Here is a 19859-nt window from a genome sequence, read left to right as displayed (position 1 = left end):
TTGTGCGTACAAATTTCGCCCTCTCTTCACAGGAGCATCGAAGACATGAGCAAGACGACTTTTCCGACCCTTGGCCGCAGCACGAACATGACGGCCCTTGGCCGCAGCAAGAACATGACGGCCCTTGGCCGTCGGGCGACCTTGAAGTCCCTGGCCCTGGCGGGTGCCGCCCTGGCCGTTCTGATGGCGGTCACGCCCTCGGCCAAGGCCGACACCCTGGCCGACGTCAAGGCCGCGGGCGTCCTGAAGACCGGAACCGAAATGCAGTTCCCCCCCTTCGATATGATTGAAGGCGGTGAGTACATTGGCCTGAACCGCGATCTGATCGATGAGGTCGGCAAGGAAATGGGTCTGAAGGTGGAATACCAGGATCTGCCTTGGACCAGCGTCCTGCCGGGTCTGGAAGCCGGAAAGTTTGATCTGGTGATCGCGCCGGTGACCATCACGAAGGAGCGTATGGAGCGCTACGGCTTTACCGTGCCCATCGCCAATGCCACGGCAGCCCTGATGAAACGGACCGGCGACGACAGCATCATGAAGCCCGAGGATATCGTCGGAAAAACCGTTGGTGGTGGCAAGGGCACCTCCCAGCTGGCCCAGGTGAAAGAATACGCCGAGACCCTCGGTGGCGACGTGAGCTTCAACGAATATGTGGACAGCAACCAATCCTATGCGGATTTGGCGGCGGGTCGGGTGGACGCTTCGGTGAACTCCCTGCCGAATCTGTCCTATGCCGCCTCCCAGCGGCCGGAGACCTTCACCGTCGTTCTGCCGCCGTTTGGCAAGCCGACCTATTTCTCCTGGGTGACCCGCAAGGGGGAGGGGGATGAGTCCCTGCGCGAGGCCGTGAACGCGGCCCTGGTGGCGATCAGCGCCGATGGCCGCATGGCCAAGATTCAGGAAAAGTGGTTGGGTCAATCCATTGACCTGCCCTCCGAGGTTCCCGCTCCCTCCTTCTGATCGGCCCTCTCTCCGATCAGTTGACCGGGAAGCCGCAGGAGGGGGTTTCTCTCTCGCCCCTTTCTGCGGCTTCGTCTCCCCTGTCCCCTGAAGTGAAGGACCGGCCCTGTCCATGAATTGGGACGTCGTCACGCGCAATCTGCCCTATCTGCTGCAGGGCACGGTCATGACCGTCGCGGTCTCCCTGGCGGGGATCCTGGTGGGTCAGATTCTGGGCGCCCTCATTTGTGTGGGCCGGATCTCCGGTGGGCGGACGGGGGAAACCCTCGGTGCGGTCTACGTCAGCTTCTTCCGGGGCGTGCCCCTCCTGATCCAACTGCTTCTGATCTATTACATGCTTCCCCTGATCGGCATTGATGTGCCGCCTCTGGTGGCTGCCATCGGTGCCCTGGGTTTGGCGTCCTCGGCCTATGTGTCGGAGATCTATCGTGGATCCCTGTTGGCCATTCCCCATGGCCATGGGGAGGCGGCCCTGGCCCTGGGCTTTTCCGAGGGGGCCATTTGGCGGCGCATCCTTCTGCCCCAGGCCTTCCGCCTGTCCGTACCGGCGCTGGTCAACGAGTTGATCCTGCTGCTCAAGGCCTCCTCGTTGATTTCCGTGGTGGGCGTGGCCGAACTGACCCGGGTCAGCCAATCCGTGGCGTCGAGCACCTATCGCCCCCTGGAGGCCTATATGGCAGCCGGTCTCATTTACCTGATCATCAACGGCGCCTTGGCGCTGCTGGGCGTGCTCGTCGAGCGCCGCCTGGCCCGATCCTAGGGAGGGGCGAGGATGGATTACGATTTGTTCGCCCATTATGGCCCGTCTCTGTTGCGCGGCTTTGGCATGACGGTCCTCTGTTGGGCTGCGGGCACTGCGCTGGGCATGCTCATTGGCTTCATCGTCGCGTTGGCGCGGCGTCTGCCGATCCCTGGGCTCACCTGGGTGTTGCGTGCCTATATCGAGGTGGTGCGCGGTACGCCCTTCCTGGTGCAGCTCTTTCTGCTCTATTCCGGTGGTCCCTTCATCGGAATTCGTCTCGATGCCACCACGGCGGGCATCGTGGGTTTGGGGATCTACGGTAGCGCCTATTTCGCCGAGATCTTTCGCGGCGGATTTGCCGCCGTGCCCAAGGGGTATGTCGAGGCGGCGGAAAGCCTGGCCTTGCCACCGGCGGCGATCCTCCGTCGGGTGGTGGTGCCCACCATGTTGATTTCCATCCTGCCGGCCCTGGTCAACATGATGATTATTTTGACCAAGGAGACGGTCGTGCTCTCCATCCTCACCGTGCCGGAACTGATGTACGAGGCCCAGACCATGGCCGCAGAGACCTTCGCCGCCTTCGAGACCATTTTTGTCATGGCCCTGTTCTATTGGCTGCTGGTGGAGGTCGTTTCCCGCCTGGGCCGCCGGGCCGAACGCAAACTCACCACCCATTTGACTCAAAAAGCCGGGGCCGTGTCATGACCGAAGTGTCTTCCCCCTCTCCCGAGGCCGCTCTCTCAGTCGACGGGGGCTCGGAGGTTGATCCCATCATTTCCATCAACCATCTGAGCAAGTCCTTCGGTGAGGTCCAGGTCCTCAAGGACATCAACCTGACCGTCCATCGGTCCGAGGTGGTCTGCCTGATTGGCCCGAGTGGCTCGGGAAAAAGCACGTTGCTCCGCTGTATGAACTTCCTGGAGAGCTACGATGCGGGGGAAGTGCGTATGGAAGGCCGTCTGGTCGGCTATACCGAGGGCTTTCCCCGGCGCAAGATGAAGAACCGGGAGCTGCGGGAGCTGCGGCGCGAGGTCGGCATGGTCTTCCAGCATTTCAACCTCTGGCCCCATATGACGGCCATGGAGAACGTGCGCGAGGCCCTGGTCCAGGTCAAGGGCCTTCCCCTGGACGAAGCCACCGCCAAGGCCGAGGCCGTATTGACCCGCGTGGGGCTGGCCGAGCGCATGCACGCCCATCCGTCGCGCCTGTCCGGCGGCCAGCAGCAGCGCGTCGCCATTGCCCGGGTGGTGGCCATGGAGCCCCATGTGATCCTGTTCGACGAGCCGACTTCTGCCCTGGATCCCGAACTGGTGGGCGAGGTCTTGCAGGTGATGAAGGATCTGGCCGCTGAAGGCATGACCATGGTGGTGGTGACCCACGAGATGGGCTTCGCGGCCAATGTGGCCGACCGGGTGGCCTTCCTGGACGGTGGGCGGATCGTGGAATACGGTCCCCCCCGCCAAGTGTTCCACGAGTCCGCCGAACCCCGGGTCCGGCAATTCCTGCAAACCTACCACGAGCGCAACAGTTTCTAACCATGACCGACCCCTCTTCCTCCCCCGCCTCCCCCGCCTATCGCCATCCCGCCGCCGAGGCCGCTATCGCCGAGTTGTCGGGGCTCTTTGGGGAGCGGGTGGTCCTTTCCCAATCGGTGCGGGCGCACCATGGGCATGGGGAATCCTTCCATGCCACCCAATTGCCCGACGCCGTGGTCTTTGTGGAGAGCACCGCCGAGGTGGCCGAGGTGGTCCGCCTTTGCGGGCGCCACCGGATCCCCCTGGTGCCCTTCGGTGCGGGCAGCTCCATGGAAGGGCAGGTGCAGGCGGTCGAGGGCGGGATCTGCGTCGACCTGTCACGCATGGACAAGGTCCTGGCCGTGCGGGCCGAGGACATGGATTGCACGGTCCAGCCCGGTGTGACCCGCCAGGCGCTCAACGCCTTTCTGCGGGATCAGGGGCTGTTCTTCCCCATCGATCCCGGGGCGGAGGCGACTCTGGGGGGGATGGCCTCGACTCGGGCCAGTGGCACCAATGCGGTGCGTTATGGCACCATGAGGGATGTGGTGCTGGCCATGGAGGTGGTTTTGCCCGACGGGCGCATCATTCGCACCGGGTCGCGGGCGCGCAAATCCTCTGCCGGCTATGACCTGACCCGGTTGATGATCGGGGCGGAGGGGACTTTGGGGGTCATCACCGAACTGACCCTGCGCCTGTTTCCCATCCCAGAGAAGGTCGCGGCGGCGGTCTGCGCCTTCCCGGATCTGGAATCCGCCGTGTCCTGTGTCGTGGCGACCCAGCAATGCGGGGTCACCATGTCGCGGATCGAGTTCGCCGACACCGCCCAGGTCGCGGCCATCAACGCCTATTGCAAGACCCGCTTCCCGGAAAGCCCGGTCCTTTTCCTGGAATTTGCCGGGTCGCCGCAGGCTGTGGAGGCGGAAATTTCCATTGTCCGCTCCCTGGCCGATGAGTTTGGCGGCGGCGGCTTCGATTGGGCCGAGACCGAGGAAGCCCGGCGGGAGCTGTGGCACGCCCGGCATATGGCGGCCTATGCGGCGCTTCAGGTGCGCCCGGGGTGCAAGGGGCTGCCGACGGATGTCTGTGTGCCGATCTCCCGTTTGGTGGACTGCATCGCCGAGACCCATAAGGAGTTGGAGGCGAGTCCCCTGCCTGCGCCCATCGTCGGTCACGTGGGCGATGGGAATTTCCATCTAATGATTGTGTTTAATCCGGATGACCCAGTAGAACTGGCTGAGGCCGAGCGTTTGGATCGATCCCTTGGTCTGCGAGCGCTTGCGATGGGTGGCACTTGCACGGGGGAGCATGGTATTGGCTTGGGGAAGAGGGGCCTTCTGGCCCGTGAAGTGGGAGAGGCCCTGGAGGTGATGCGAACCATCAAGGGGGCCTTGGATCCCTTTAACCTGATGAATCCAGGGAAGCTGTTCTTAGAATAGCCGGGGCACAATGCGAACACGGGTCAAGGTTTGCTGTATCGCGAGTCAGGAGGAAGCGCGTTTGGCCATCGGCCTTGGCGCGGACGCGGTGGGGTTGGTCGGCGCCATGCCCTCTGGCCCGGGGGTGATCGACGACGCGACGGCCGGGGAGATCGCGGCCTGGGTACCGCCTCCGGTTTCGGCGGTGTTGTTGACGGCGGAAACCACGGCGGAGGGCATCGCCGCCCATGTCAACCGGGTGGGCGCGCTGGCGGTTCAGATCGTCACCCAGATTGACCCGGCCGAAAGCGCCGAACTCGCCCGCCTGATCCCCCGGATCCGCCGAATCCAGGTTATCCATGTGGAGGGTCCCGCGTGCCTGTCCCTGATCGGCCCCTATACGCCCCATGTACATGCTTTCCTTCTGGACAGTGGCCGTCCGTCGGCGGAGGTGCAGGAATTGGGCGGAACGGGGCGGGTCCATAACTGGGGCATCAGCCGCACCTTCGTCGACCGCAGCTCCCTGCCGGTCTTCCTGGCTGGCGGGCTGACGGCGGAGAACGTGGGCACGGCGATCAATCGGGTGCGCCCCTATGGCCTTGACCTTTGTTCCGGGGTGCGGACGGACGGCCAGTTGGACGCCGAGAAACTGGCCCGGTTCATGGCCGTGGTCGGTGCCTCGGAACGGTTTTTCACCCCCTTGCCCTCGCGGTTCGAACATCTGAGGTAAGTGGTTTCGGTGGGGGCCGCTCGCCCTACCGGCTGCGCCGTCCCCCCAGGGAGTAGCGCTCGCCCACGTAGATCAATGTGTTGACCGTGGCGACCTGATCGCCGGTCCAGGTGCGGCGTTCCAGCAGCAGGCAGGGGGCGCCGGGGGGGATTTCCAGCAGATGGGCCACCCGGTCGTCTGCGGCGATGGCCGTGATCACATGCTCAAGCTCCGTCACCGGGGTTGCCCGCACCAAATGCTCGTAGGGCGTCGTCCGGGTGAAATCCTGGTCGCCGTAGTCGGGCACCAGGGCCGGGTTCACGTAGCGCTCCTCCAATTGCATCGCCATCCCATCTTCCCGGTGGACGATGACCGAATGGAAGACCTCTTTCAGGCCGGTGCCCTTGAAGGAGGGGCGGATCTCGGGGGGCAGGGGGATGCGGTCCAGGAAGATCACATCGGCCCGGTGGTTCTTGCCCCGGGCGCGGATCTCTCCGGCGATGTCGTTCAGCTCCAACAGGTCGCCCCGCACCTTTGGGGGGGCGATGAAGGTGCCGACCCCTTGGACTCGGGTCAAAATCCCCTCCGCCGTCAGTTCGCGCAGTGCCCGGTTGATGGTCATCCGCGAGATACCCAGCTCCTCCACCAACTCGTTTTCCGAGGGAATACGCCGGTCGCTTGGCCAGAGGCCGGAGCCAATGCGGGCCAGGATATGGGCCTTCACCTGTTCATATAGGGGGCTGGCGGGGTTGGCGGATTTGGGGGGCATGGCGGGGGGCCTCTCATCGGACTGTTTCGTGCGCGGTTTCATCTGTTTCGCGTCCTTTCTCGCTCCGTCACCCCCGTCTTTCCTCTCCTCTCCCCTCGTCATCCCCGCGAAAGCGGGGATCCAGGGTGGGAACAGGAGACGGAAGCGATTGACGCGACAGGGACGCCTTTCAGCGATGGCACCGAAATCAACCCTGGATTCCCGCCTGCGCGGGAATGACACATAAAAACAATCTATTCATCGAGAACAAAGCTTGGCTTCACCTGTTCTCTCGACGGTTTTTGTTCACGACAACAGGCGGCGCAGGGTGCGGGCGAAGCGGGCTTCGATGGCACTGCGGTCCCGGTGACGGCCCCCCTCAACCCGCTTGCGGCCTCCGGTCCAGACGCAATCCACGGCCCCGTTGTCCGCCGAAAAAATCCAGGAGTCCAGAAGGGCATCCCCGAAGCGGGCCAGCAAAAGGGGATGGTCGGCCTTCAGCGAAACAATGTCCGCCGGAGCCCCAACGACCAATCCCCGGCCCGAAACGCCCAGAGCTTGAGCGCCGCCCTCGCGGGCGAGGTCGAACAGGGCGCGGCCCGTGGATTCCCCCTTTGGCGCCAGCAGATTCCGGGCCTTGTGGGTCAGGCGTTGGCCGTATTCCAGCAGGCGCAGTTCCTCGGGCAGGCTGATGCGCACATTCGAGTCACTGCCCACCCCCAGGCGCCCCCCGGCCTCGACGAAGGGCAGGGCGTCGAAGATCCCGTCGCCCAGGTTCGCTTCGGTGATCGGGCAGAGCCCCGCGACGGCGCCTGAGCGGGCCAGGGCCAGGACCTCCCCCGGTGTGGTCTGGGTGGCGTGGACGAGGCACCAGCGTCCGTCCACGGCGGCGTTGTCCAGCAGCCATTCCACCGGGCGGGCGCCGCTCCAGGCGAGGCAGTCGTCAACCTCCTTCCCCTGTTCGGCGATGTGGATGTGGATCGGGTCGGTGGGGCGCAGGCCCGCCAGGACCGTCAATTCCTCGGGTGTGACGGCCCGCAGGCTATGGGGCGCGACCCCCAGGACGGCGCCGTCCTGGTTCGCAAGGTGGCGGTCGCAGCCTTCCAACAGGGCGGCAAAGCCATCCAGGTCGTTGAGAAACCGTCTCTGTCCGCTGGAGGGAGCGGCGCCGCCAAAACCCCCATGGGCGTAGAAAACCGGCAGCAAGGTCAGCCCCACCCCCGTGGCCGAGGCCGCTGCCGCAATCCGTCCCGCCATTTCCGCCGGGTCGTCGTAGGCGGCGCCATCGGGGCCGTGGTGCAGGTAGTGGAACTCGCCGATCCGGGTGAAGCCGCTTTCCAGGCTCTCCATGTACAACAGGGCGGCGATGGCTTCCAGGTCGTCGGGCGTCATCCCTTCGAGGAAGCGGTACATGACCTCCCGCCAGCTCCAGAAACTGTCCGCCCCCGGTCCCCGAACCTCCGCCAATCCGGCCATGCCCCGTTGGAAGGCATGGCCGTGCAGGCTCGTCCCGCCGGGCAGGGCGATGGCATGACGCTCGTCCCCGGGCCCTTCTGCGGTCTCTGGCGGGCTGTCCCAGCTCAGGGCCGAGATCAGGCCATCCCCGGTGGTGATCCGCACATTGTCACGCCAAGTGTCCTCGATGAGGGCGGTTTGGAAATGCAGGTTGGCCACCGGAAAACTCCCCTTGCGAATCACTGTTGCATCATCGAATGAATTGTATATACAATCATAGACAGGTTCAAGAGAATAGGGAGTCCCCATGACCGTCACCCTCTATGATGGCCTCCGCCTTCTGCCCCTTGCGACGGCCTCCACGGCGGTGGTCGAGGGCGCGGTGATCGTCGCCCGGGACGACCGGATCGCCTATGTCGGTCCCCGGGAGGCCCTGCCCGATACCCTCGAAAACGAGATCGCCGTCTCCCAGGATCTGGGGGGGCGTTTGGTTACGCCGGGGCTGATCGACTGCCACACCCATTTGGTCTTCGGCGGCGACCGCTCCCCGGAATTCGAGATGCGGCTGGAGGGGGCCTCCTACGAGGAGATTTCCCGGGCGGGTGGTGGCATTGCCTCGACCGTTGCGGCGACTCGGGCTGCGTCGGAGGAGACTCTGGTTGCCTCGGCTCTGCGCCGCCTTGATCACCTGTTGGCCGAGGGCGCGACGACCGTCGAGGTCAAGTCCGGCTATGGCCTGGATTTGGAGACCGAGCGCCGCATGTTGCGTGCTGCGCGCCGCCTGGGCGAGGAGCGGGGGGTGCGGATTCGGACCACCTTCCTTGGAGCCCATGCCCTGCCCCCGGGGGAGACGGACAAGGACGCCCATATCGAAGCGGTCCTGGCCATGCTGCCGGTCCTGGCGGCGGAAGGACTCGTGGACGCGGTCGATGGCTTCTGCGAGGGCATCGCCTTCTCCGTCGCCCAGATGGAGCGGGTCTTTGCCCGCGCCACCTCCTTGGGCCTGCCCGTAAAACTCCATGCCGAACAGCTCTCCAACCTGGGCGGGGCGGCGATGGCCGCCGGATATGGCGCGATCTCCGCCGACCACCTGGAATACCTGGACGAGGCCGGGGTCGCCGCCATGGCTAAAGCGGGAACTGTGGCGGTGCTCCTGCCCGGTGCCTTTTACATGCTGCGCGAAACCAAACTGCCGCCGCTCGACGCCCTGCGCCGCCAGGGGGTGCCGCTGGCCCTGTCGACGGATTGCAATCCGGGCACCTCGCCGCTGACCTCTCTGCTCCTGACCATGAACATGGGCGCCACCCTGTTCCGCATGACCGTTGCCGAATGTCTGGCGGGAGTGACCCTGAACGCCGCCAAGGCCCTGGGCCTGGGGGACGACCTGGGGTCCATCGAACCGGGCAAGGTCTGTGACCTGGCCGTCTGGGACGTGGATCACCCTGCGGAACTGGTTTCCCGTCTTGGCTTCAATCCCCTTTATGCCCGCCTGTGGAAAGGACTCCCCCAATGACCGCCCTTCGCCATGTCCTCGTCCCCGGTTCCGTTCCCTTGCCCGTTTGGCGTGATGTCTATCGGGGGGCGGCGGTCGACCTCGCCCCCGCAACGGAGCGCGCGGTGGATGCCGGTACCAAGGTGATCGAGGCCATCGTCGCCAAGGGCGAGCCCGTTTATGGGGTGAACACCGGCTTCGGCAAGCTCGCCAGCGTCCGCATTGAGGCCGAGGACCTGTCGACCCTTCAGCGCAATATTGTGCTGTCCCATGCTGCGGGCGTGGGCGAGCCCCTGTCCATCCCCGTTACCCGGCTGATCATGGCGCTCAAACTGGCGAGCCTCGCCCAGGGGGCGTCTGGCGTGCGTTGGTCGACTCTGGTCCATTTGCACAGCTGTCTGGAAGCGGGACTGATCCCGGTCATTCCGGGACAGGGGTCCGTGGGCGCTTCGGGCGACCTGGCGCCCCTGTCCCATATGACGGCGGCCTTGATGGGCGTTGGCTTCTTCCATGTGGATGGGGTTCAGGTGGAGGCCACCGAAGCCCTGGCCGGGATCGGGCTCTCGCCCCTGGAGCTGGGGCCGAAGGAGGGCTTGGCCCTGCTCAATGGCACCCAGGTCTCCACCGCTTTGGCCTTGGCGGGTCTGTTCGAGGCGGAGCGGGTCTTCCAATCGGCCCTGGTGACCGGCGCCCTGGCCACCGATGCGGCCAAGGGGTCGGATGGTCCCTTTGATCCGCGCATTCACAAGCTGCGCCGTCAGCCGGGGCAAATCGATGTCGCTGCGGCCCTCGCCGATCTGATGGCGGGGTCGGCCATCCGGGCCTCCCATAAGGAAGGGGACGAGCGGGTGCAGGATCCCTATTGCCTGCGCTGTCAGCCCCAGGTCATGGGGGCCTGCCTGGATACCCTGCGCCATGCGGCGAGGGTTCTGGAAGCGGAAGCCAATGGCGTCTCCGACAACCCGCTGGTTTTCTCGGACACCGGAGAGGTGATCTCCGGCGGTAATTTCCATGCCGAACCCGTGGCCTTCGTCGCCGATATGATCGCCATGGCGCTCTGCGAGATCGGCTCGATCACCGAGCGGCGTCTGGCCATGTTGATCGATCCGGCGCTGTCGGGTCTGCCCGCTTTTCTGACGCCCAAGCCGGGCCTGAACTCCGGGTTCATGATCCCGCAGGTGACGGCGGCGGCCTTGGTGTCGGAGAACAAGCAGATGGCCTATCCCGCCTCTGTGGATTCCATCCCCACCTCGGCCAACCAGGAGGACCATGTGTCCATGGCCGCCCATGGGGCGCGGCGTCTGGTCCCCATGGCCCGCAATGCCGCCGCCGTGGTCGCCATCGAATATTTGGCTGCGGCTCAGGCCTGTGACTTCCACCGCCCGATGATGACCAGCGAGCCCCTGGAGCGGGTGCGTGCCCTGCTCCGCAAGGGGGTGCCGATGCTGGCCGACGACCGCCATTTCTCTCCGGATATCGAGCATGCGATCCTGTTGGTGCGCGAGGGGCTCGCCGTTGCCGCCTGTGGGGCAGACCTGCCAGGGGTGGTGTCATGAGCCCGACCAACGCACCCGATTGGCTCACCATCCACCGGGGCAGCGCGCCCCTGATCCTGGGCTTTCCCCATGTGGGAACCACCATCCCGCCGGAGATCGAGGCACGGCTGGTCACCCCTTGGTTGGCCCGCAAGGACGCGGACTGGTGGGTGGACAAGCTTTATGCTTTTGCCAAGGAGATGGGGGCGACCCTGGTGGGGACGACCCTGTCCCGCACGGTGATCGATGTGAACCGGGATCCCTCGGGCGTGACCCTCTACCCGGGGCAGGCGACGACAGGGCTTTGTCCGGTCGAGGGATTCGACGGCGAACCCCTGTATAAGGAGGGCCGGGCTCCCGACGATGCCGAGATCGCCCGGCGCCGCGCGCTCTGGTTCGATCCCTACCACGCGGCGCTTGAGGCGGAAATCGCCCGGTTGCGCGCCGATCATCCCCGGGTGGTGCTCTACGATTGCCACTCCATCCGCTCGGTGATCCCCCGGTTGTTTGACGGCCCGCTGCCGGTCTTCAACCTGGGCACCAATTCGGGAGCCTCTTGCGCGCCTGAGCTGGAGCAAGCCGCTGCGGATCTTCTCGCGGAGTCCGGCCAGCCCTTCGCCGTCAATGGGCGTTTCAAGGGCGGCTATGTCACCCGCCACCATGGGCGCCCGGAAACCGGCGTCCACGCCCTGCAAATGGAATTGGCCTGTCGCGGCTATATGGAGGAGCCCATCGGACCGGTCTCCGTGGAGAGCTGGCCCTGTCCCCTGGATGACGTGCGGGCTGCCCCCACCCGAGCCACCTTGCGCGCCCTGCTGGAGGCCTGTCTGGCCTTCACTCGCGACCCCCAATCTCTCGTTTAAGGACCCTCCCATGACCCGTCTGGACAACGCCCGCAAGATTTCCGCCCCCCATGGCACGGAGCTGACCGCCAAGAGCTGGCTGACCGAAGCTCCCTTGCGCATGTTGATGAACAACCTGGATCCGGATGTGGCCGAAAAGCCGGAGGAACTGGTGGTCTATGGCGGTATTGGCCGGGCGGCGCGCAACTGGGACTGCTTTGACCAGATCGTTGCGAGCCTGCGTGCCCTGGAGGCCGACGAGACCCTGTTGATCCAATCGGGCAAACCCGTGGGCGTCTTCCGCACCCATGCCGATGCGCCCCGGGTGCTGATTGCCAATTCCAATTTGGTGCCCCATTGGGCCAACTGGGACCACTTCAACGAATTGGACCGCAAGGGCCTGATGATGTACGGCCAGATGACGGCCGGATCCTGGATCTACATCGGCAGTCAGGGCATCGTCCAAGGCACCTACGAGACCTTTGTGGAAATGGGCCGCCAACACCATGGGGGCGACCTCACCGGGAAGTGGATCCTGACCGCCGGCCTGGGCGGCATGGGGGGCGCCCAACCGCTCGCCGCCACCATGGCCGGGGCCTCCTGCCTCGCCGTGGAATGTCAGGCCAGCCGCATTGAGTTCCGCCTGCGCACCGGATATGTGGATGTGCAGGCCAGGGACCTGGATGACGCGCTGTCTCTTCTTGAACAGGCAAAGGTGGAGGGCAAGGCCCTGTCCGTTGCCCTGTTGGGCAATGCGGCGGATGTCTATCCGGAGCTGGTGCGCCGGGGTGTGCGGCCCGACGCGGTGACCGATCAAACCTCGGCCCATGATCCCATCAACGGCTACCTGCCCAAGGGCTGGAGCGTCGCCGAATGGGAGAATAAGCGGGAGAGCGACCCCAAGGCCGTGGAGCGGGCCGCCCGGGCCTCCATGGCTGACCATGTCCAGGCCATGCTCGCCTTCCATGAGCAGGGTATTCCCACCTTCGACTATGGCAACAACATCCGCCAGATGGCCCTGGAAGAGGGCGTCACAAACGCCTTTGCCTTCCCAGGTTTCGTCCCAGCCTATATCCGCGAGTTGTTCTGCCAGGGCATTGGCCCCTTCCGCTGGGCGGCCCTTTCCGGCGACCCGGAGGACATCTATAAGACCGACGCCAAGGTCAAGGAGTTGATCCCCGATAACCCCCACCTTCACAACTGGCTCGACATGGCGCGGGAGCGGATTCACTTCCAGGGCCTGCCGTCACGCATCTGCTGGGTGGGGTTGGGTGACCGCCACCGCCTGGGTCTGGCCTTCAACGAAATGGTCGCCAAGGGCGAGCTGAAAGCCCCCATCGTCATCGGGCGGGACCACCTGGACAGCGGCTCTGTCGCTTCCCCCAACCGGGAAACGGAAGCCATGCGCGATGGCTCGGATGCGGTTTCCGATTGGCCCCTGCTCAATGCCCTGCTGAACACCGCAGGTGGGGCGACCTGGGTCTCCCTGCATCATGGCGGCGGCGTGGGCATGGGCTTCTCCCAGCATGCGGGGGTGGTCATCGTTGCCGACGGCACAGCGGAAGCGGCCAAGCGCTTGGAGCGGGTGCTATGGAACGATCCGGCGACGGGGGTTATGCGCCACGCCGACGCCGGGTACGAGACCGCCCTGAACACCGCGCGGGACAAGGGGCTGACGTTACCCGGTATTCTGGGATAGGTTTGGGGGTACGGTACACGACAGGGGGTGTTTTCCAGTCAGGGGGCTTTGCCCCGTCCCCCCCTCTTTGGCGAGACTGGGGCCGAAAGGCCCCAGACCCCAAGCTCTTATTTTTAAAAGAATAAAAATGGGGGTTTGGGGGCATTTGCCCCCAAATGGGCTTGGGCAATCGCCCAAAAGAGACGAGACACTGCCGTGTACAGTGTTTTGCGGCCCAACTTGGTCTCGAAGATACTCAAAAACTTATCGAATGAGAGGGAAGCGGGGCCAGCCTGACTCAAGCTGATCCCGTTTCCCTCTAATGGCGTTCGATAATTCCATGTCCGAGGAACCAGGCGAGGCGGGGCAGGACGGATTGGGTCAGGCGGCGCGTCAGGGTCTGGGCCGTGGCGGATCTGTCGGCTGAGGGATCGATCCCCTGGGTGTCGAGGGCTGCCAGGGTTCGCGCCACGGCTTGGTCCAGTCCCCCTTCGCAGAAGCTGTTGAGAAGCAGGGCGTCCCGGTTGTCCAGGATAACACCTCCCCCCCTGACCTTGCTCACCAGGGGAACGGTGGGTCCCCCCAGGCCCAGGCTCAAGGCGAGAATACGATTCAGGGGGCTGGGCATGCTATACCGGGCTTTGGGGTCCGCTTCCTCCGGGAAATCAACGGCCTTCGCATGGGCTTTGGCCAGACCCCCGGCGAGCAGAAGGCGTGCGGCTTCCAGGATCAACGAGGGGGGAACAGCCTCTGTTTCGGCGACCTGGGTCAGCTCTGCCAACGGACGAGGACCAAGGTCGAGGGCGGCACGGACTTGATCGAAGGGGGGGCCGGTGAAAGACATGATCTGGTCTCCCAGGTCGACCTCCAGATCCGCTTGGCCAGGGGCGTCTTTGGCCCCCAGGATCATCCGTCCCTGGGCTTCGGTCCAATGTTCCGTGTCCGGGAATGATGGGCCATTGACATAGATGTCCCGTCGAAAGCCTTCGTTTCGCAGAAAGTCCCGCTTTGCTTCCAATTCCACTCGGGTCGCGACGTTGCGCAATTCCTTGCGCATGTCCTCTGGTACGGCCAGGTCCACCAGGTTCAAGTGGGCTTCGGCCCGTCCCGCGAAGGTCAAACCCTGAGCCTCCATTTCCCTATGGACCTGGGCGAAATGAAGGGGCCTTAGATCGCCGCCGAAAAAGGCGCGGGCGACGTGGTGAGGTCCCAGGTTGATCAGCTGGTCGATCATTGCGGTAAGGGCTGGATTGTCCCGGAAAAAGCGGGCGCCCATGGAGCGGGTGGAATGCAGCCATTCCATGGCCGCACGGGCTCTGCCGATGGGATCCGCTTTCTTTTTATCGGTCACACTGAACAAAAGATCCCGCAGGGGAACGAGAGCGGCCCGACCGGGGAAGGAGTCATATGTCGCAAGCAGAATGGCGCCCGGTTTGAGAAGGGGGCGCAGACGGGCCATGAAGGCCATACGACCTTCCACGTCCAGCCAGGACAGGACCCCGTGGGCAACGGCGAAATCCAGTGGCGGTAGACGTTCCAGTCCCTGGGGTTTGGTGTAATCGGCTTCCAGGAAAGTGACATTGGCCAGGAAGCCTGCCTTCGCTAGGGTTTTTCCTGTGTTGAGGGCTTTGCCATCAATATCCAGACCATAAAAATGGCCCTGGGGATTGGCCGCAGCCTGAACACAGGGGGTGATGCCATGGCCGCATCCGAATTCCGCCCAGGTGAAGTCTGGAGCCAGGGGGCGGGGGGCAAACCCATTGAACAGGGCTGCGGCGTTTAACTGGACGGGACCGCTTCCGGGATGGAACTCAGCCACTGCGGCCGATGGAGGGAGCAGGATGCTGTGGTCTGTTTCCGACATGGTACAGGGGGTCCTTAGACATCATCCGCAAAGGGGACCTTCGGTGGATCGACCGTCACGGTACACGGCAGTGTCTCGTCTTGTTTTGGGCGATTGCCCAAGCCCACCTTTAGATCAAATTATCCGCCCTAAATCGAATCCGATTTAGGGTGGTTTGATCTAAAGGTGGGCTTACAGCATGAAAGGGCTCAATTTGATCTCGGTATGCGTTACGTCAAGCCAACGGTCAGGATCCGCTGCGCGGGGAGGATCACGGACACCCGGGTTCCCCGGCCCAATTGGCTTTCCAGTTGCAGGGTTCCGCCATGTTTTTCGACCAGGGCTTTGGCTAAGGGCAGGCCCAGGCCAGTTCCATCCTGGCGGTGGGTGTCAGAGCGGTCCACCTGATGGAAGGGGCACAGAACCAAGTCAAGGTGTTCCTGGGGAATGCCTATTCCCGTGTCTGCCACGGTCAGAATTAGTCCCCCCTCGCCGTTGCGTACGATAGAAAGAGTTATTTTTCCTTTTTCTGGGGTAAATTTCACAGCATTGGATAGCAAGTTTAGGACGATTTGGTTCAAGGCCCTCTCATCGCCAAGTACCCAACAATCTGGATCAACGCAGGCACTATCCAGTTCCAATTGTTTCTCTTCAATCTTGCCCATGACGACGCGGCGCGCTGCGGTTAAGATTTCCGATAGGTTCAGGGTCTGATCGTGGAGGGCGTAGCTGCCGGATTCGATTTTTGCGACGTCCAGGATGTCGTTCATCAAATTCAGAAGCTGCAGGGCCGAGAGGTGAATGTCCCCCACGAACTTTTTTTGCCGGGTCATCAGGGGACCGTGAATGCCTGCTGTTAGTATATCTGAAAAGCCAATGATGGCATTCAGGGGGGGGCGCAGTTCGTGACTCATCTTGGCCAGGAACTGGGTTTTGGCACGGCTCGCCATGGTGATGGATTCGTTGGCGGCGATCAGTTCGTTTTCCCGGCGGGACAGGTCAGCCACCAGACCGTTTAAGCTGGAGATCTGACGTCCAACCAGCAGGATGAGGGTCAGGATGACGGCGCTGACCACGGTCATGGCTATGATGTGATAGGGGATCCTGTGCCGCCAAGCGGACAACAGGGTCTGTCGATCCAGGGAGACGGTCATCACCAAGGGCCAATCGTCTAGGTGGGACCAGGCAATGATCCGGTTTTGTCCGTCGATCCCCAGGGCGTCTAACACCACGCCTTTTCTGGCGCTGGGGACAAGGGTCTGGAACAGGGAAGAGGTCCCCTGGTCGGTGCCGATGAAGCGCTGGTAGTCTGGCGCGCGCGTGAGCAGGACACCATCGGTCCGGAAAAGGGTGATCGCTCCCTTTTCACTCAGGTCCATCCCTGCATAGGCTTGACCCAAGGCGGACGGATCGACAACGGCGGCCACGACACCTTGAAAGGTCCCATCGGGCCCTTCAATTGCGCGGCTCATGCTCAGAAACCACTGGCCGGTGGAGCGACCGCGCATGGGACGACCAATGAATAGCCCTTTGATCCCCTCTTTGGCGTGGGCGATGACATAATCCCTGTCGGACAGGTCCATACCCACTGGTGTTGGTGTGTTGTGGTCTTGGATCAGGCGGCCCGAGGCATCGGTTACGACGATTGCCCGGACCATGGGGAGCAGGGCCATCTGGTTTTTGATCAGGGCGTTGCTTGATGCGTCGGCCCAAAGGGCACCGTCGGCTTGCGGGCTCAGGGCACTGGCGAGATCGGTCAAGCTGACGTTGATTCGGAACACGGTGGCCGAGGTTTGTTCACGGACGGCAGCCACAATCGTGCGGGCGCTTTCGCGGGCGCTTTGTAGGGCTTGCTCCCGCTCATTCAGAAGATTGCCGACAATCGCACTGTTAAACGCCAATAGAACAAGACTGGCCAGTCCGATCAATGTGCGACGAGAGGTTTCTCTCTGATGCGTGGAGCCACCGACCATGCCTAATGGCATCACTTCCCTGATGTCTACTGTGGGCTCCATATCCCTTGCCGGAATAGGGTCCTTTGCACTCCAACATCCCCATGGATATCGGTTTGAAGCCGCCCGTCATCGGATGGTCGACGACATAATCGGCGATAAGGTAGCATGACCTTGAAGGATTGGGCACCTCTTCCATTGCGGGGGAGGTTGAAAACCCGCAAGGATGGCAGGCGGTTCTTATTGGGGCTGTATTTCCTGTCAGGCAGCTTCTGGACCGAGGGCGAGAACCTCCAGTCGGGCGGCACGCAGACGGGCGGCCATGACTGGCAGCATCCGACCCAGAAGGGCATGGGCCAGGGCGTGATTTGTCGCCATGGCGTCACGCAGTTCACCCGCGTCAATGGCGATGGCGCGGACCGGGGAGATGGCGCGACCCTCGAAGGTCCAGACATAGGGGTCGATCATCCAGGACCAGCCAAGGACATCCCCTTCCCGGAGCATTTCCAGGACCCGCTTTTCGCCGCGGCCCTGTCCTGCGCTTACGGCGACGGAACCGTCGGTCAGCAGAAAAAATTGGTTCGCAGCCCGTCCCTCGGTGATCAGAGTATCCCCCGCAGCGAACGTTTGTAGGGTTGATGCTCTCTCAATGACTTCAATCAAATCTGCGCTGAAATCACGGAGGAACGGATGTTTGTTTAAGTGCTCGTAGGTCATTGGCTGCTCCTTTGCCTCCAAACAACTGGCCCCAAACAACAATCCAGGACTATGACTATCGGGTGTTCCAGCGCCTCCGAGGCTCTCCAACCGCGTCGCGCATCCCCTCTTTCCATTGGTAAAGCATTGCATGCTGTGGAGCCAATGGAATTGGCTTTCTTAAGGGGGGTGGGAGAGGCAGGCTGTTGAATTTATTCCTTTTATAACCTCTGTCTGAGTCCGATTGGGTTGTGTGCTTCCGGCACTGATCGACGACTCGGCGCCCAAAACCAGTCGGTGAGAGTTGAGCATTTTTTGGGAGGGTTTTGGAATGTCAAAAATGCAGAAATTGCAGGTGAGATCAGATTTGTCTGCTTCCGTCCAGCTTCACTCTGATGTCATGAACTTTAGAGTAGCTTTGAGACCAAATGGTTAGAGCATCGAGCGGACAACCGGTTGTCCGCTCGATGCTCTAAAATCGGACGGACTGCCAGAAAATCGCGGAGTCCGGGGGCCTCGGGTCTTAGAGTTTAGAGTGCCTTCGAGATCAAGTTGGGCCGCAAAGTGGCCCAACTTGATCTCGGAGCACTCTAAGCCGCCACGTCGGCGACGACCACTTCGGTTTCTTCCAAGGCTTTAAAGGTGAACTCCTTCATCCCATCGACGGCGACGCCGTCCCGGGCGGTGACGCGCTTGCCGTCGACTTCCAGCGCACCGGTGGTCGGCACGAGATAGAGCATCCGGCCGTCCATGGGCAGGGTGATTTCCTGTCCCTTTTTCAGCACGCCACCGAGGATGGCCGCGTCCTGGTGGATGAGCAGGGCATCCTCGTGGCCGGGGACGCTCCGGCCTGAGGCCAGGGCACGCAAGCTGCCCGGCGCTTTGGGGAAGGTGCGGGCATCCCAGCCCGGTTTGATGCTCTTTTGGGCGGTTTCGATCCAGATCTGGAAGACGGTTGTGTCCTCGGTTTCCAGATTGTATTCGGAATGGACAATGCCGCGCCCCGCCCACATCACTTGCACGTCGCCCGCTTCTGTGCGGCCTTCGTTACCCTGGTTGTCTTGGTGGGTGATGGCGCCTGTGCGAACATAGGTGATGATTTCCATGTCCCGGTGGGGATGGGGATCGAAGCCGGTGCCCGCGCGGATGGTGTCGTCATTCCAGACCAGCAGGGGACCGAAACCCATGCGGTTGGGGTTGTAGTAATTGGCGAAGCTGAAATGATAGTTCGCGTTGAGCCAGCCGTTCTTGAACTTGCCCAGCTTGGCGAAGGGGCGAATGTCGATCATGCTTGGGTCCCCCGTTTGGCGGGCTTGTCCAGGTCCTGAATGGGACCGCTGGGGATCACGCCCGTGGGATTGATGGTTTTGTGGCTGCCGTAATAGTGGGTCTTGATGTGCTCCATGTTCACCGTCCCGGCGACGCCGGGGACCTGATACAGGGCACGGGTGTAGTCCCACAGATTCGGGTAGTCGGCGATCCGTCGCAGGTTGCACTTGAAGTGACCCACATAGACCGGATCGAATCGGATCAGGGTGGTGAACAGGCGCCAGTCGGCTTCGGTGATCCGCTCCCCGGTCAGGAAGGGCTTTTCCGCGAGGATGCCCTCCACCCGGTCCAAGGCCTGGAACAGGGCCGTCACGGCCTCTTCGTAAGCGTCCTGACTGGTGGCAAATCCGGCCTTGTAGACCCCGTTGTTGATGCTGTCGTAGATCCAGCCATTCAACTCGTCGATCTCTTTGCGCAGGTCTTCCGGATACAGGTCCGGTCCGGTGCCGCCGAAATCGGCGTTCATCATGCGCAGGATTTCCGAGGATTCATTGTTGACCAGGGTCCCGGTTTTCTTGTCCCAGAGAATGGGCACCGTTACCCGACCCGTGTAATCGGCCTTGGCGCGGGTGTACACTTGATGGAGCATGCGCGCGCCGTTGACAGGGTCAGCACCCTCGCCCAACTCCCAGCCGTTTTCCAGCATCAGCGGGTCCACCACGGAGACGCTGATGGCCTTCTCCAAGCCCTTGATCTTGCGAGCGATCAGAGTGCGATGGGCCCAGGGGCAGGCCAGGGAGACATAAAGGTGGTAGCGCCCTGGTTCGGCGGGGAAGGGCGTGGAGCCATCGGAGGAAACCCGATCCCGGAAGGCGCTGTCCTGGCGTTGGAAGCGGCCACCGGTCTTGCTGGTGTCATACCACTTGTCCTGCCATTGGCCGTCGACGAGGAGTCCCATGATGTCTCTCCGATTTGAGGTAAAAGCGGGACCGCAGAGGAAGCCGGT

At 63.0% G+C, this 19859-nt stretch carries 17 protein-coding genes; 10 read left to right on the top strand and 7 right to left on the bottom strand.

The genetic code is table 11. The features are described 5' to 3' along the window. Positions 1-45 precede the first annotated feature (45 nt). The 6 genes from ACLIRY_RS21800 (at position 46) to ACLIRY_RS21775 (ending at position 5364) form a co-directional block, all read left to right on the top strand. On the top strand, positions 46-960 hold the full coding sequence (locus ACLIRY_RS21800; RefSeq protein ID WP_413207534.1) for a transporter substrate-binding domain-containing protein: 915 nt from the start codon (positions 46-48) through the stop codon (positions 958-960). Positions 961-1072: 112 nt separating this feature from the next. Next, positions 1073-1720, top strand: a complete 648-nt coding sequence (locus ACLIRY_RS21795; protein ID WP_413207533.1) for an amino acid ABC transporter permease — start codon at positions 1073-1075, stop codon at positions 1718-1720. A 12-nt stretch (positions 1721-1732) separates the two neighbouring features. Further along, positions 1733-2407 (top strand): amino acid ABC transporter permease, encoded by a 675-nt coding sequence (locus tag ACLIRY_RS21790; RefSeq protein ID WP_413207532.1) that lies wholly within the window; start codon positions 1733-1735, stop codon positions 2405-2407. Next, positions 2404-3237 (top strand): amino acid ABC transporter ATP-binding protein, encoded by an 834-nt coding sequence (locus tag ACLIRY_RS21785; protein WP_413207531.1) that lies wholly within the window; start codon positions 2404-2406, stop codon positions 3235-3237. The genes ACLIRY_RS21790 and ACLIRY_RS21785 overlap by 4 nt, the downstream gene beginning before the upstream one ends. A 2-nt stretch (positions 3238-3239) precedes the next feature. After that, positions 3240-4655, top strand: a complete 1416-nt coding sequence (locus ACLIRY_RS21780; protein ID WP_413207530.1) for an FAD-binding oxidoreductase — start codon at positions 3240-3242, stop codon at positions 4653-4655. 10 nt (positions 4656-4665) lie between these two features. Then, entirely contained in the window at positions 4666-5364 is a 699-nt protein-coding gene (locus ACLIRY_RS21775) for a phosphoribosylanthranilate isomerase (protein ID WP_413207529.1), read from the top strand. Positions 5365-5389: 25 nt separating this feature from the next. On the opposite strand, the gene hutC is transcribed toward ACLIRY_RS21775, so the two are convergent. Both hutC and ACLIRY_RS21765 read right to left on the bottom strand, forming a co-directional pair. Then, positions 5390-6154, bottom strand: a complete 765-nt coding sequence (hutC, locus tag ACLIRY_RS21770) for a histidine utilization repressor (RefSeq protein WP_413207528.1) — start codon at positions 6152-6154, stop codon at positions 5390-5392. Positions 6155-6397: 243 nt separating this feature from the next. Further along, complete coding sequence (locus ACLIRY_RS21765) at positions 6398-7765, bottom strand: formimidoylglutamate deiminase (protein WP_413207527.1); 1368 nt, start codon at positions 7763-7765, stop codon at positions 6398-6400. A gap of 88 nt (positions 7766-7853) precedes the next feature. On the opposite strand from ACLIRY_RS21765, the gene hutI reads away from it, so the two are divergent. Genes hutI through hutU form a run of 4 tightly spaced genes read left to right on the top strand, consistent with a single transcriptional unit; the run spans position 7854 to position 13114 of the window. After that, positions 7854-9059, top strand: coding sequence for an imidazolonepropionase (gene hutI / locus ACLIRY_RS21760; RefSeq protein WP_413207526.1), 1206 nt, complete (start codon positions 7854-7856; stop codon positions 9057-9059). Next, positions 9056-10594, top strand: coding sequence for a histidine ammonia-lyase (gene hutH, locus ACLIRY_RS21755; RefSeq protein WP_413207525.1), 1539 nt, complete (start codon positions 9056-9058; stop codon positions 10592-10594). Before hutI ends, hutH begins: the two co-directional genes overlap by 4 nt. Then, positions 10591-11436, top strand: a complete 846-nt coding sequence (hutG, locus tag ACLIRY_RS21750) for an N-formylglutamate deformylase (RefSeq protein ID WP_413207524.1) — start codon at positions 10591-10593, stop codon at positions 11434-11436. The genes hutH and hutG overlap by 4 nt, the downstream gene beginning before the upstream one ends. Before the next feature lie 10 nt (positions 11437-11446). Next, positions 11447-13114, top strand: a complete 1668-nt coding sequence (hutU, locus tag ACLIRY_RS21745; protein ID WP_413207523.1) for a urocanate hydratase — start codon at positions 11447-11449, stop codon at positions 13112-13114. A gap of 298 nt (positions 13115-13412) precedes the next feature. On the opposite strand, the gene ACLIRY_RS21740 is transcribed toward hutU, so the two are convergent. The 5 genes from ACLIRY_RS21740 to ACLIRY_RS21720 all read right to left on the bottom strand — a co-directional run bounded on the left by ACLIRY_RS21740 (position 13413) and on the right by ACLIRY_RS21720 (position 19811). Then, complete coding sequence (locus tag ACLIRY_RS21740; RefSeq protein ID WP_413207522.1) at positions 13413-14957, bottom strand: methyltransferase regulatory domain-containing protein; 1545 nt, start codon at positions 14955-14957, stop codon at positions 13413-13415. Positions 14958-15166: 209 nt separating this feature from the next. Next, positions 15167-16921, bottom strand: coding sequence for an ATP-binding protein (locus tag ACLIRY_RS21735; RefSeq protein WP_413207521.1), 1755 nt, complete (start codon positions 16919-16921; stop codon positions 15167-15169). A 228-nt stretch (positions 16922-17149) separates the two neighbouring features. Further along, entirely contained in the window at positions 17150-17605 is a 456-nt protein-coding gene (locus tag ACLIRY_RS21730) for a Crp/Fnr family transcriptional regulator (RefSeq protein WP_413207520.1), read from the bottom strand. Positions 17606-18174: 569 nt separating this feature from the next. Further along, on the bottom strand, positions 18175-18873 hold the full coding sequence (locus ACLIRY_RS21725) for a pirin family protein (RefSeq protein ID WP_413207519.1): 699 nt from the start codon (positions 18871-18873) through the stop codon (positions 18175-18177). Next, complete coding sequence (locus ACLIRY_RS21720) at positions 18870-19811, bottom strand: glutathione S-transferase family protein (protein ID WP_413207518.1); 942 nt, start codon at positions 19809-19811, stop codon at positions 18870-18872. The genes ACLIRY_RS21725 and ACLIRY_RS21720 overlap by 4 nt, the downstream gene beginning before the upstream one ends. Between the last annotated feature and the right edge of the window lie 48 nt (positions 19812-19859).

Origin of the sequence: Rhodospirillum sp. A1_3_36, assembly GCF_047263945.1 — a bacterium.
Classification (GTDB): Bacteria; Pseudomonadota; Alphaproteobacteria; order Rhodospirillales; family Rhodospirillaceae; genus Rhodospirillum.
Note: the sequence above shows the minus strand (reverse complement) of the source record. Positions and strands in the feature narration are given on the sequence as shown.

Coding starts and splice junctions, on each gene's coding strand:
- ACLIRY_RS21800 (WP_413207534.1), top strand. CDS start 46: ATGAGCAAGACGACTTTTCCGACCCTTGGCCGCAGCACGAACATGACG.
- ACLIRY_RS21795 (WP_413207533.1), top strand. CDS start 1,073: ATGAATTGGGACGTCGTCACGCGCAATCTGCCCTATCTGCTGCAGGGC.
- ACLIRY_RS21790 (WP_413207532.1), top strand. CDS start 1,733: ATGGATTACGATTTGTTCGCCCATTATGGCCCGTCTCTGTTGCGCGGC.
- ACLIRY_RS21785 (WP_413207531.1), top strand. CDS start 2,404: ATGACCGAAGTGTCTTCCCCCTCTCCCGAGGCCGCTCTCTCAGTCGAC.
- ACLIRY_RS21780 (WP_413207530.1), top strand. CDS start 3,240: ATGACCGACCCCTCTTCCTCCCCCGCCTCCCCCGCCTATCGCCATCCC.
- ACLIRY_RS21775 (WP_413207529.1), top strand. CDS start 4,666: ATGCGAACACGGGTCAAGGTTTGCTGTATCGCGAGTCAGGAGGAAGCG.
- hutC (WP_413207528.1), bottom strand. CDS start 6,154: ATGAAACCGCGCACGAAACAGTCCGATGAGAGGCCCCCCGCCATGCCC.
- hutI (WP_413207526.1), top strand. CDS start 7,854: ATGACCGTCACCCTCTATGATGGCCTCCGCCTTCTGCCCCTTGCGACG.
- hutH (WP_413207525.1), top strand. CDS start 9,056: ATGACCGCCCTTCGCCATGTCCTCGTCCCCGGTTCCGTTCCCTTGCCC.
- hutG (WP_413207524.1), top strand. CDS start 10,591: ATGAGCCCGACCAACGCACCCGATTGGCTCACCATCCACCGGGGCAGC.
- hutU (WP_413207523.1), top strand. CDS start 11,447: ATGACCCGTCTGGACAACGCCCGCAAGATTTCCGCCCCCCATGGCACG.
- ACLIRY_RS21740 (WP_413207522.1), bottom strand. CDS start 14,957: ATGTCGGAAACAGACCACAGCATCCTGCTCCCTCCATCGGCCGCAGTG.
- ACLIRY_RS21735 (WP_413207521.1), bottom strand. CDS start 16,921: ATGCCATTAGGCATGGTCGGTGGCTCCACGCATCAGAGAGAAACCTCT.
- ACLIRY_RS21730 (WP_413207520.1), bottom strand. CDS start 17,605: ATGACCTACGAGCACTTAAACAAACATCCGTTCCTCCGTGATTTCAGC.
- ACLIRY_RS21725 (WP_413207519.1), bottom strand. CDS start 18,873: ATGATCGACATTCGCCCCTTCGCCAAGCTGGGCAAGTTCAAGAACGGC.
- ACLIRY_RS21720 (WP_413207518.1), bottom strand. CDS start 19,811: ATGGGACTCCTCGTCGACGGCCAATGGCAGGACAAGTGGTATGACACC.